12 protein-coding genes and 1 pseudogene are annotated in these 11,794 nt (G+C 67.7%); 1 reads left to right on the top strand and 12 read right to left on the bottom strand.

Annotated elements, in window-relative coordinates; translation table 11 throughout:
- Window positions 1-387, top strand: a pseudogene (locus AC1DBQ_RS17550) (PrsW family intramembrane metalloprotease); the annotation flags it as partial.
- 72 nt (window positions 388-459) lie between these two features.
- Here the strand turns inward: AC1DBQ_RS17550 and nusB are convergent.
- The 12 genes from nusB to AC1DBQ_RS17490 all read right to left on the bottom strand — a co-directional run bounded on the left by nusB (window position 460) and on the right by AC1DBQ_RS17490 (window position 11,793).
- Entirely contained in the window at window positions 460-870 is a 411-nt protein-coding gene (nusB, locus tag AC1DBQ_RS17545; RefSeq protein WP_091251831.1) for a transcription antitermination factor NusB, read from the bottom strand.
- Complete coding sequence (efp, locus tag AC1DBQ_RS17540) at window positions 870-1,433, bottom strand: elongation factor P (RefSeq protein ID WP_056739180.1); 564 nt, start codon at window positions 1,431-1,433, stop codon at window positions 870-872. The genes nusB and efp overlap by 1 nt, the downstream gene beginning before the upstream one ends.
- Before the next feature lie 154 nt (window positions 1,434-1,587).
- Window positions 1,588-2,106 (bottom strand): tetratricopeptide repeat protein, encoded by a 519-nt coding sequence (locus AC1DBQ_RS17535; RefSeq protein WP_476929731.1) that lies wholly within the window; start codon window positions 2,104-2,106, stop codon window positions 1,588-1,590.
- Window positions 2,106-3,197, bottom strand: coding sequence for a 3-dehydroquinate synthase (gene aroB / locus AC1DBQ_RS17530; protein WP_476929730.1), 1,092 nt, complete (start codon window positions 3,195-3,197; stop codon window positions 2,106-2,108). The genes AC1DBQ_RS17535 and aroB overlap by 1 nt, the downstream gene beginning before the upstream one ends.
- Window positions 3,194-3,745, bottom strand: coding sequence for a shikimate kinase (locus AC1DBQ_RS17525; protein WP_476929732.1), 552 nt, complete (start codon window positions 3,743-3,745; stop codon window positions 3,194-3,196). The genes aroB and AC1DBQ_RS17525 overlap by 4 nt, the downstream gene beginning before the upstream one ends.
- A gap of 71 nt (window positions 3,746-3,816) precedes the next feature.
- Complete coding sequence (aroC, locus tag AC1DBQ_RS17520) at window positions 3,817-5,016, bottom strand: chorismate synthase (RefSeq protein WP_476929729.1); 1,200 nt, start codon at window positions 5,014-5,016, stop codon at window positions 3,817-3,819.
- A 26-nt stretch (window positions 5,017-5,042) separates the two neighbouring features.
- Complete coding sequence (locus AC1DBQ_RS17515) at window positions 5,043-5,939, bottom strand: shikimate dehydrogenase (RefSeq protein WP_476929728.1); 897 nt, start codon at window positions 5,937-5,939, stop codon at window positions 5,043-5,045.
- Window positions 5,936-7,711 carry an endolytic transglycosylase MltG gene (gene mltG, locus AC1DBQ_RS17510; protein ID WP_476929727.1) on the bottom strand — a complete coding sequence of 592 codons (1,776 nt, stop codon included), beginning with the start codon at window positions 7,709-7,711 and terminating at the stop codon, window positions 5,936-5,938. The genes AC1DBQ_RS17515 and mltG overlap by 4 nt, the downstream gene beginning before the upstream one ends.
- Window positions 7,708-8,292 (bottom strand): Holliday junction resolvase RuvX, encoded by a 585-nt coding sequence (gene ruvX / locus AC1DBQ_RS17505; protein ID WP_476929726.1) that lies wholly within the window; start codon window positions 8,290-8,292, stop codon window positions 7,708-7,710. The genes mltG and ruvX overlap by 4 nt, the downstream gene beginning before the upstream one ends.
- Before the next feature lie 12 nt (window positions 8,293-8,304).
- Entirely contained in the window at window positions 8,305-10,983 is a 2,679-nt protein-coding gene (gene alaS / locus AC1DBQ_RS17500; RefSeq protein WP_476929725.1) for an alanine--tRNA ligase, read from the bottom strand.
- A 175-nt stretch (window positions 10,984-11,158) separates the two neighbouring features.
- Window positions 11,159-11,425 (bottom strand): hypothetical protein, encoded by a 267-nt coding sequence (locus AC1DBQ_RS17495; protein ID WP_237563479.1) that lies wholly within the window; start codon window positions 11,423-11,425, stop codon window positions 11,159-11,161.
- Window positions 11,426-11,445: 20 nt separating this feature from the next.
- Window positions 11,446-11,793: a DUF948 domain-containing protein gene (locus AC1DBQ_RS17490; protein ID WP_476929724.1), complete on the bottom strand. Its 348-nt coding sequence runs from the start codon at window positions 11,791-11,793 to the stop codon at window positions 11,446-11,448.
- Window position 11,794 lies beyond the last annotated feature (1 nt).

Genomic DNA, 11,794 nt, shown 5'->3' with positions numbered 1-11,794 from the left:
GGCTGGAACAGCATGGGCCAGGATTTCCTGGCCCAGTACGTGTTCGTGTAGGTGCCGATCTTCCTCCTGGCGGCACTGGTCATCGTGCTCCTGCGGGTGGCGGAGCGCAGGCTCACCCGGCAGCGGCTCAGGGAATACGCGGCCGCGGGCTGGTTCACCGCGGCCGAGGTGGACATGCTGGCCACCAGCAGCGGCCGCCGTGCTGCGCTGCGCTGGGCCAAGTCCGTGGGCCGGGGCGCGCAAATGAAGGCGCTGTTCGATGCCGCCACCCGGCTGGCTTTCACCCGGCAACAGATCCTCAGTGGCCGGGACGTGCCGGCCCGCCAGCGCGACGAGCAGCACCAGGTCGCCGAAATCGCCGCCCTCCGGGCCGCCGTCATCGGCTAAGTCTTCCCGGAGAACGAAAAGAACCCCCGTCCAGGTCAGTCCTGGACGGGGGTTCTTCGCTGCGACGGGAGCCTAGGCCAGCAGGGAAGGCTTCAGCTGCTGGAGCCGGCCGAGAAGGCCGTTGATGAACGACGGCGATTCGTCGGTCGAGAGCGTCTTGGCCAGGGCCACGGCCTCGCTGACGGCTACGCCGTCCGGGACGTCGTCGTTGTAGAGCAGTTCCCAGGTGCCGATCCGCAGGATGATGCGGTCCACCGAGGGCATCCGCTCCAAGGTCCAGCCCTGCGAGTAGGTTTCCAGGAACTCGTCGATGGCGGCCTGGTGCGACACCACGCCTTCGACGATTTCGAGGGTGTACGGGTTGACGATCTGGTCTGTCTGCTCGCGGCGCGACTTCAGTACGTCGAACGCAGAGGCGGAGCGCTGCTCGGCCTCAAAGAGGACATCGAGGGCCCGGTTCCGGGCCTTACCGCGGGCACTCACTAGTCGTTGACCCGGCCGAGGTAGCTGCCGTCGCGGGTATCGACCTTGACCTTGGTGTTGTTCTCGACGAACAGCGGCACCTGGATCTCGTAGCCGGTTTCGAGCGTGGCGGGCTTGGTGCCGGCCGAGGAGCGGTCGCCCTGCAGGCCCGGCTCCGTGTAGGTGATCTCGAGAACGACGCTCGGGGGCAGCTCGATGTAGAGCGGGTTGCCCTCGTGGATGGCGATGTTGACCATTTGGTTTTCGAGCATGAAGTTGGTGGCGTCGCCGACGGTGGCAGCCGGGACGGTGAGCTGGTCGAAATCAGAGGTGTCCATGAAGACGAAGTCCGCGCCGTCCTGGTACAGGTACTGGTAATCGCGGCGGTCAACCGTGGCGGTCTCAATCTTGAGCCCGGCGTTGAAGGTCTTGTCGACGACCTTGCCGGACATCACGTTGCGCATCTTGGTGCGTACGAACGCGCCACCCTTGCCGGGCTTGACGTGCTGGAACTCGATGATGTTCCAAAGCTGGCCCTCAAGCTTGAGGACGGTTCCGTTCTTGATGTCGTTAGTGGTTGCCACTGTATCCTCTTAGTTTCTATCTGGTTCTTGTCGGCCGGTGCGATCGGCCGGACGTCGTATGCCGGGCCGGCATGCCAAGCGGCCGCCAGCGCGTGTTTGTCAAAAATCCAAGTTCTATTCTACCGGTTCCCGTGGGCAGCTGCCCGACGGCGGCTCAGGACTGCTGTTCCAGCACTTCCCGGGCACGCTGCAGCGCGACCGTGGAGGCGTAGATGAGGGCCGCGTCGGCAGAGCCGGCCACCCGCAAATCGAGGGCCTTGGCGAAGGATTCGACGGCGGCGCCGACGTTGCCGCCGGCGAAGTAGGACCGGCCCATGTGCTGGCGGACGGCCGCCTCTTCCAGGGTGCCCTGGGTTTCGGCGAGGAGCTGGCGGAACACCTCCACGGCCCGGTCGAACCGGTTCGAAACCCGGAGCACATCCGCCTCGAAGATCCGCAGCCGGAGCGAGCCGGGGTCTCTGTATCGGGCTTCGGCGAGGAGCTCGGCGGCCTCGGCCGCATGCCCTTCAACGAGCCGGACGAACACCAGGTCCCCGGGGTCGGTCGAGGCCGCCAACGCCGCGGCCATGGCGTCTTCGTTGACGATCTGGGGCATCAGGCTTTGCGGATTGATCCGGATGCCGGGAAACCCGGCATCCGGCCACTCGCTCGTGCCGCCCTTGACCATCATCATCAGGAGGCGATCTCCTGGTATGCGGCGAACAGCAGCGACGTGTCCGGGACGTCGAGGATGCCGGGCCGGCCGATGCCGTCAAGGACCACGAACCGCAGCAGGTCGCCGCGGGATTTCTTGTCCCGCCGCATGCCGTCAAGGAGGGCCTGCCAGCGGTCGCGGCGGTAGGTGATGGGAAGCCCGAGGCTTTCCAGGATGCTGCGGTGCCTGTCGGCGTCGGCGTCGCTGAGCCGGCCGACGCTGCGGGCCAGTTCGGCGGCGAACATCATGCCCACGGAGACGGCGGCGCCGTGGCGCCAGGAGTAGCGTTCGGCGAGTTCGATGGCGTGGCCCAGGGTGTGGCCGTAGTTCAGGATCTCGCGCTGGCCGGTTTCCTTCAGATCGGCGGAGACCACACGGGCCTTGACGCTGATGGCGCGTTCGATCAGTTCCCGCAGGATGTCCGAGCGGGGATCGGAGACCGCGGATGGGTCCTTTTCGATCAGTTCAAGGATGGCGGGATCGGCGATGAATCCGCATTTGATGACCTCGGCCATGCCGGAGATGATCTCGTTCTTCGGCAGGGTCTCGAGCGTGTCGAGGTCCGCGAGGACACCGGCGGGCGGGTGGAACGCGCCCACGAGGTTCTTGCCCTCGGCGGTGTTGATGCCGGTTTTGCCGCCGACGGAGGCGTCCACCATGCCCAGTAGGCTCGTGGGCATGTGGATGACCTTGACGCCGCGGAGCCAGGTTGCGGCGACGAAGCCGGCGAGGTCGGTCACGGCGCCGCCGCCGACCGCGACGACGGCGTCGGACCGGGTGAAGTCGTTCTGCCCCAGCACCTGCCAGCAGAAGGACGCCACTTCGATGTGCTTGCCTTCTTCGGCGTCCGGGATCTCGGCGGTCAGCGCTGTGAAGCCTGCGGCGGCCAGCTCTTCCCGGACGGTGTCGCCGGTGAGCCGGAGCGCGCGGGGGTGGATGACGAGGACGCGCTTGACGCGCTCGCCCAGGAGCCCCGGAAGGCTTGCCAGGAGGCCGCGGCCCACCACGACGTCGTAGTTCTCACCGGGCGTCTGTCCGGTGACTTTGATGACGGTTGATTCGGTACTCACTTTTCAACTTCCTTTGTCGCCGCTGGGGCGGGCACGGCAGCGGTTTTCGCCGCGGCATACTCCCCCAGCGCATCTTCCAGCCGGTGAGCCAGTTCCGGAACGCTGCCGCTCCGGACATCCAGGACCAGGTCCGCGAGCCGTTCGTAGACCGGCTGCCGGGTGGCGAAGAGGGCCCGCCACCGGCCCATGGCGTCGCCGGCCAGGAGCGGCCGGCCCGAATTCCTGGCGATGCGTTCCGCCACGGTCTCGGCGTCGCATTCGAGGTACACCACGGTACAGCGGCCCAGGAGCTGCTGCGTGCCGGAGTCAAGGACTGCACCGCCGCCAAGCGAAATGACGGCGTTGCTGCCCTGTGCCTCTTCGATAGCGCGGGCCACGGCCCGGGCTTCCAGCTCACGGAAGGCATGCTCGCCACGGCTGGCGAAGATCTCGGCGATGGTCCCGTGCTGGGCCACCACCACGGCGTCGGTGTCCACGAAGGCGGATCCCAGGTGCTGCGCGAGCTGCTGTCCGATCGCCGATTTGCCCACGGCCATCGGACCGATCAGGACAACCGGGCCGACGTGTTGTGCCGCGGGCTTCGCCGCGGCGGAGGGCCCGTCGGTGTTCCAGACCGGCACTAGTGGCCGATCGAGTCCAGGGACGCCGGAATGTTGTCCAGGTAACCCTTGATGTTGCGGGCGGTCTCCTGGACGGAGTCGCCGCCGAATTTTTCTGCGACCGCCTCGGCGAGCACGAGGGCCACCATGGCCTCGGCCACCACGCCGGCGGCCGGAACGGCACAGACGTCGGAGCGCTGATGGTGGGCCTTGGCGGCCTCTCCCGTGCTGACGTCCACGGTCTTGAGCGCGCGGGGCACGGTGGCGATCGGCTTCATGGCGGCGCGGACGCGCAGGACGTCGCCGATGCTCATGCCGCCCTCGATCCCGCCGGCGCGGTTGGACGTGCGGATGATCTTGCCGTTCGCGTCCTTGACGATCTCGTCGTGGGCGGCCGAGCCGCGGCGGGCCGCCGTGAGGAAGCCGTCGCCGACCTCGACGCCCTTGATGGCCTGGATGCCCATGAGGGCCGCGGCCAGGCGCGAGTCGAGGCGCCGGTCCCAGTGGACGTAGCTGCCGAGTCCGGGCGGGAGGCCGTAGGCGAGCACCTCGACGACACCGCCCAAGGTTTCGCCTTCCTTGTGCGCGACGTCGACTTCGGCCACCATGGCGTCGGAGGTTTCGCGGTCGAAGCAGCGCAGAGGATCGGCGTCGAGGGCCAGCACGTTGTCCGGGACCGGCAGGGGCCGGCCTTCCGGTACCGCAACGCTGGCGATGGACACGGTGTGGGAGACGAGTTCGATCCCGAGCTGCTTGAGGAAGGCGGAGGCGACCGTGCCGAGCGCGACCCTTGTGGCCGTCTCGCGGGCGCTGGCACGCTCCAGGACCGGACGGGCCTCGTCGAAGCCGTATTTCTGCATGCCGGTGAAGTCGGCGTGGCCGGGCCGGGGCCGGGTGAGCGGGGCGTTCCGGGCCTGGTCGGCCAGGACTTCCGGGGCCACGGGATCGGAGGACATGATCTGTTCCCACTTGGGCCACTCGGTGTTGCCGACCTGGATGGCGACGGGACCGCCCTGGGTCAGGCCGTGCCGCACGCCGCCGAGGATCGTGACGACGTCCTGTTCGAATTTCATCCGGGCGCCGCGGCCGTAGCCGAGCCGGCGGCGGGCCAGCGCCTCGCTGATCTGGGCGCTGGTGAGTTCCACACCGGCGGGCACGCCTTCAATTATTCCGACCAGTGCCGGGCCATGGGATTCTCCGGCAGTCAACCAACGCAACATAAATTCCATCCTGCCATGTCGGGAGCTTAGAACACCCGTCGGGGCGCCCCGACTGCGTCACACATCACATCTATGACTCCGGCCGGCATGGCCTCGCCCAACCCGGTGAAGAGCCGCACCTGCTCCACTGCCTGGTAGATGAGCATTTCAAGGCCGGGGACCACGGCCCCGCCCGCGTCCAGCCAGACGGCGGCAATCCTGCTGGGCCACGGATCGTAGGCGACGTCCAGGAGCACGCCGCGGCGTCCCGCCTCGTCGTGTCGGGGCGGCTCGGCCGCCAGTTCGCCGGCCAGCGCATCGGCCGCGCGGGGAGGCAGCGTGGAGATGACGACGTCGGCCGCGGCCACCGCGGCGGCCGCGCCGGCGAGCGGAAGCACTCGGACGGGGAGTCCGACTGCCACTGAGGCGGCCCGGGCCTCGGCGGCACGGCTGACGTCCCGCACGAAGACATCAGCCGATGCAGCCCCGAGTTCTTTGAGCGCGGCGATGGCCGCTGCCGAGGTGCCGCCGCCGCCGAGGACGGCAGCGGTGGGCGCCGTGGCCGCCCCCGCATGGTGGAGCGCGTTGACGATGCCGGCAACGTCGGTGTTGTACGCGACCAGCCGGGTGTGGTCAGCACTGCGGCCGCCGGATTCGAAGGCGACGGTGTTGACGACGCCGAGAGCGCGTGCCACGCCCCGGACCTCGTCCACTTCGGCCACCATCGCGGTTTTCAGCGGCATGGTGACCGAGAGCCCCCGCCAGACGCCGTCCGTGCGCGCTTCATCCCTGACCTGCCGCATGAATTCCGGCAGCGCGGCTTCCGTCACGTCGATGGCGGAGTACGCGAAGTCCACGCCCAGGTGGGCGTAGGCCGCCCGGTGCAGCGCGGGCGACTTCGAATGGCTGATGGGATGCCCGAGCACGGCCGCCCGCAGCATCATACGCAGCGTCCCGGGTTGGCCGCGCACCACGTGTTGTACTGCTCCACGTAGCCGAGGTGCTCGGCCAGGGTCTTGGAGAACTTGGTCTCCTTGGTGTCCAGGTTGATGGTGACCCAGTAGAGGTAGTCATTGGTCTTGGGCTTGGCGGCGGCGTCGATCGCCGTCTTGCCGGGAGAGCCAATGGGCCCGGCGGGCAGGCCCGGGTTGGCATAGGTGTTGTACGGGTTCGACTTGTCCGCCTTCTGGGCTTCATCGATGTGGAAGCTCCGGATGCCCAGACCGTACGTGACCGTGGCATCGGACTGGATGAGTCCGTTGGTCTCGGTGTTGTTGGGCTTGAGGCGGTTGTAGATGGCGCCGGCGACGTCGCCGTATTCGGCCTGGCCGCCTTCGGCCTGGACGATGCTGGCTACCGTCACGACGTCGTACTGTTTGGCGGGATCGGTGATGCCCTGGGCCTTGAGCTCATCCAGGGTGGTGCCGACGAGCTTCTGCAGGATGTCCTTGGCGGGGGTCCCCAGGGGGAACCGGTACTCCCCCGGGGCCAGGAAGCCCTCAAGGTTTTTGGCCTTGGCCGGGACGCCGAACTGCGCGGGCGCGTCGCTGAGCGTCTTCAGATCGGGGACCGAGATCCCGGTGCCCTCAGATATGGCCTGGAGGGATTCGCTGATCCGCAAGCCGGCATTGAGTGCAAAGTACATCACCTTGCCCTGGCCATTGTTGAGCAGGATGGCCACGGCATCGGAGTTCTTCATTTCCTGGCGCATCGTGAAGGTGCCCGGGCTCAGGGACCCGCCGGCGGCGTTGAACTCCTTGAGGAACGTGTCCGCGTTGGCCACGACCTTTTTCGATTGCAGATCGGTGGCAACGGACTTCGGCCCGGCGCCGGGTTCGACCGTGACGGTGACGTCGCCGGTTCCCGGTCCGGGGTAGTCTGCCGCGGTGTCGGCGCCCAGCAGCGGTTTGAGGAACTGTGCGCCGACGGCGATGGCAATGACGAACACGGTCAGCGTCAACACCAGGGCCAGGAAGCGGCGCCGGCGGCGGATCTTCCTGGACGGAACCTTGTTATAGCGGATGGCTCCGGCCATCAGGTCGTGGCCGGCGTCGCCGTGGTCTTCGGCTTCCGGGTGCGCCTGGGCGTGGGCGTCGTCGTAAACATGGTGTGCCTCATCGTGGGGGTGCAGCGCGTAACCGTCATGGGGGCCGGCATCGTGGGCAGCCGCATCGTGGTGGTCTGCGTAGCCGTGGTGGCCTGCCGCGGCATAGACGGCGTCATCGTGGGCGGCATCGTCGCGGGCGGGCTCGTCATGGCCCACATCCTCGCGGGCGGGAAGATCGCGGATGGGGATGATCTGCGTGAAGTCTTCGCGGGCGGGCACTTCGCGGGCCGGCACTTCGCGGGCGGGCACTTCGCGGGCAGGCACTTCGCGGGCCGGCACTTCGTCGGCAGCGGTGTCAGGCACGGTTTCCTCGTGCACTGTCGGGGCGGATTCGGGGAGTTCCGGGGCAGTTTCGGGAAGTTCGGGTCCGGCCTGCCGCGGGACGCTCGCCGGCGTCGGGGCTTCAGGGTCTTGGGGCCGGATCCGGGCTGACGGCGCGGGATCCGGCGTCGGGTCGCCCTGTCCCGTCTCAAAAGCCTGCGGCGGGATCACGCTGTGTCCCTGCGTCGCCAGGAGCTTTTCCCGGGCCCTGATCTCTTTGCGCGTCAGCGGTCGGCCGGCACCACTCAGGGCGTCACCGGAGGAGTCATCACTGTTGACCGGGCTCACTGTAGCCTTCCATGTTCTGAAGAGTGCGTCTGTACTGCCGGGCCGGTCTGTGCGCCGCCTCCGGTCGGCCCCGGCGCAGACTCCGCGTACACGCGGTTTCCGACCTCCGTTCCCCTGGCCTTTTGCATATCAATCGCATGTTGCAGAATACCTGCCGCCGCAACCTGATCAACTACTGTACGGTGATCGCGGCTGCTCATGCCAGCTTCGTGCAGGGCGCGGTGGGCGGACACGGTGCTGAGCCGCTCGTCGATCAGGCGCACCGGAATAACGGATCCGGCGTCCTGCAGTGCACCGGCCAGCAGCCGCGCATACTCTGTGGCCATGCGGGCAGAGGCGTGCTCTTCGCCCTTCATGGTCCGCGGGAGTCCTACGAAAATCTCCACCGCGTCCAGCTGCTCTGCCAAGCCGGCCAGGATGCGCACGTCAGTGTTCTTTTTCACGTTCCGCTGCAGCGTGCGCAGCGGAGTCGCCAGGATTCCGTCGCGGTCACAGACCGCGACGCCCACGCGGACGGTGCCGACGTCCACCCCGAGCTTCACGCCCCGGGGATAGACGCCGGCCACAGCACCTTCAGTCATGTAGGGATCCGCTTATCGCCGGGTAATGGCATCCACGACGGCGCTGAGGGCAGCACCGACCTTGGCGGCGTCCGTGCCGCCGCCCTGGGCGACGTCGTCCTTGCCGCCACCGCCGCCGCCAAGGACTCCGGCGGCCAGGCGCACGAGGGCACCGGCCTTCACTCCGGCGGTCCGGGCCGCTTCGTTGGTGGCGATCAGGATCACAGGGCGGTCGTTGCTGACGCCCGCGACGGCGACGGCCGCGGCCTCGGAGCCGAGGCGGGTCCGCAGGTCCAGGGCCAGGCCGCGCAGGTCATCCGCGCCGCTGACCTGGCCGGCGTCGTGCGCAATGACCTTGATGCCGGCGGCGTCCTTGGCAGTGCCCACCAGCTGGGCCGCGGCAGCCGTGAGCTGCTCCTTGCGGAGCCGCTCGAGTTCCTTTTCGGCGGTCTTGAGCTTGGTCAAGGTGGTGGCGATCCGGTCCGCGAGGAGCCCGGAGGGGACCTTCAGCATTTCCGTGAGCTCGGTGACAAGGGCGCGCTCGGCGGCGAGGTGCCGGAAGGCGTCCATGCCCACGAAGGCTTCCACACGGCGGTTTCCCGAGCCGACGGACTGTTCGCCGAGCAGGGACAGGCTGCCGATCAGCGAGGTGTTTTCAACGTGGGTTCCGCCGCAGAGCTCGCGGGACCAGGCGCCGTCGATCTCCACGACCCGGACCTCGTTGCCGTAGTTCTCGCCGAACAGCGCCATGGCGCCGAGGGCCTTGGCCTCGGCGAGCCCCATGACTTTGGTCTCCACCCGGAAGTTGTTGCGGATGGCGATGTTGGAGACTTCTTCGATCTCGGACCGGGTGGCGGCGCTGAGGCCCTCGCCCCAGGCAAAGTCGAAGCGCAGGTAGCCGGCCTTGTTGAAGGAGCCGCGCTGCAGGGCCTCCGGGCCGAGGATCTGGTGCAGGGCCGCGTGGACAATGTGCGTGCCCGTGTGGGCCTGTTCGGCGGCGTGGCGGCGTTCCCGGTCGACGGCGGCCTGGACGAGGGCGTCCGAGCCGATTTCGCCTTCGCGGACAATGGCTTTGTGCACGCTCAGGCCCTTGATGGGACGCTGGACATCCAGGACCTCGACGACGAAGCCGTCGCCGGTGATGAGTCCGGTGTCGGCGGCCTGGCCGCCGGCCTCGGCGTAGAACGGCGTCTCGGCCAGGACCAGTTCGATTTCATCGCCCGTGGAGGCCTGCGAGACCCTCTGCCCGCCGGCCAGGATGCCGCGGACCTTGGATTCGCCCTGGAGTTCGGTGTAGCCGGTGAAGACGGTCTCGCCCTGGGCGAGGAGCTCCTGGAACGCGCTGAGGTCGGCGTGGGCGCCCTTCTTGCCCTTGGCGTCGGCCTGGGCGCGCTGGCGCTGTTCGAGCATGAGTTTGCGGAACTCGGGCTCGTCAACCTTGAGCCCGGCTTCCTCGGCCATCTCGAGGGTGAGGTCGATCGGGAAGCCGTAGGTGTCGTGCAGGGCGAAGGCGTCGGCGCCGGAGAGCGGCCGGCCGGCGGACTTGGATTCCTTGACGGCGTCCTCGAGCCGGGCGGTGCCGGAGGCGATGGTGCGCAGGAACGCCTTCTCTTCGGCGTAGGCGATCCGGCTGATGCGATCGAAGTCGGTCTCCACGATCGGGTAGACGCCCTTCATGGCATCCCGGGAGGCCGGGAGCAGTTCCGGCAGACATGCCTTTTCGACGCCGAGCAGGCGCATGGAACGCACGGCGCGGCGGATCAGGCGGCGTAGGACATAGCCGCGGCCCTCGTTGGAGGGGGTGACGCCGTCGGCTATCAGCATGAGGGCCGAGCGGATGTGGTCGGCGACGACGCGCATGCGCACGTCATCGGTGTGGTGCGGGTCCTCGGGCGTCTCGGCCGAGGTGTATTCCTTGCCGGAGAGCGCTGCAGCCTTGTCGATCACGGGACGGACCTGGTCGGTCTCGTACATGTTCTCGACGCCCTGCAGGATCATCGCGAGGCGCTCCATGCCGAGGCCGGTGTCGATGTTCTTCTTGGGCAGCTCGCCGGTGATGTCGAAGTCCACCTTCGAGCGGACGTTGTCGATCTGGTACTGCATGAAGACGAGGTTCCAGATCTCGATGTACCGGGTCTCGTCAGCGATCGGGCCGCCATCGACGCCGTACGCGGGGCCCCGGTCGTAGTAGATCTCCGAGCAGGGACCGGCCGGGCCGGGCTGGCCGGTGGACCAGTAGTTGTCGGCCTTGCCCATCCGCTGGATGCGTTCGGCGGGCACGCCGGTGTTCTTCAGCCACAGCTCTTTGGCCTCGTCGTCTTCTTCGTAGACGGTGACCCAGAGCCGCTCCGGCGGCAGGCCGTAGCCGCCGTCGGCCACGCTGGTGGTGAGCAATTCCCACGCGAACTTGATGGCGTCTTCCTTGAAGTAGTCGCCGAAGGAGAAATTGCCGCACATCTGGAAGAACGTCCCGTGGCGGGCGGTCTTGCCGACTTCCTCGATGTCGCCGGTACGGATGCACTTCTGCACGCTGGTGGCCCGCTGGTAGGGCGCCTCTTCACGGGCGGTCAGGTACGGGATGAACGGCACCATGCCCGCCACCGTGAACAGCAGGGAGGGGTCGCTGGAGACCAGGGAGGCGGAGGGCACGGCGGTGTGTCCCTTGCTGACAAAAAAGTCGATCCAGCGCTTGGTGATCTCCTGCGACTTCATGAGCTGATTTCTTACCCTTCAATATTCACTGCGGTGTGTGGCCCGCGGCTGTGCTGCGCGGGACAAGTTGGGGTCCGGCACCGGTCCGGGCCCTGATCTTTCCAAGACCCTTCGTGGAGGTGCCGAGGTGCCGGCGTGCCCGTGACGGGCACCGTACTTACTAATTCTCTCCCGACTAGCGCCGGACTGCATCCCGGCGGGCAACGATGCCATCGGTACCCGTGGCCAGGGCCGTGTCCACGCCGAGCGCGGCGCGGAGTTCGGCTTCCCGCTCCCCCATGCCTTCGCGGACGGCGTCGGCGAAGTCGTACAGGCCGTCGGCCAGACGCCCGACGGCCCGGTTGAGTCCCTCGGGCCCGACGGCGGACCGGGCTTCGGTGATCTTTCGGAAGGCGATGACGCCGATCGCGACGCCGATTCCCATCCAGATGATTCTGTTCATATCAGGTTCTCCAGGTGGGCTTAGCGGCTGCGGCGGCCGGTGGCGGGCTTTTTGCGGGCGGTGAACGCGGAGCGGACGCCGTAGCTGAAGGAAGCCACCTTGATCAGCGGCGAGCCGACGGTGGCGGCCATGAGCGAGGACAGCGCCGAAATGTTGGCGGAAGCGTCCGAGACGTTCGAGGCGATGCCGTCCACCTTCTTCAACTGTTCGTTGGTGGTGGACACCGTGGCGGTGACTTCGTCCATGAGCGGGGTGGCGCCGTCGCTGATCGAGCGGATGGAGGTCCGGACTTCGTCAAACACTCCCCCGAGCTTCAGGATCGGCACGGCGAGCAGCAGGACCAGCAGTAAAAACACCCCAGCCGCGATC

Source organism: Arthrobacter sp. 10T413_2, assembly GCF_056394205.1.
Note: the sequence above shows the minus strand (reverse complement) of the source record. Positions and strands in the feature narration are given on the sequence as shown.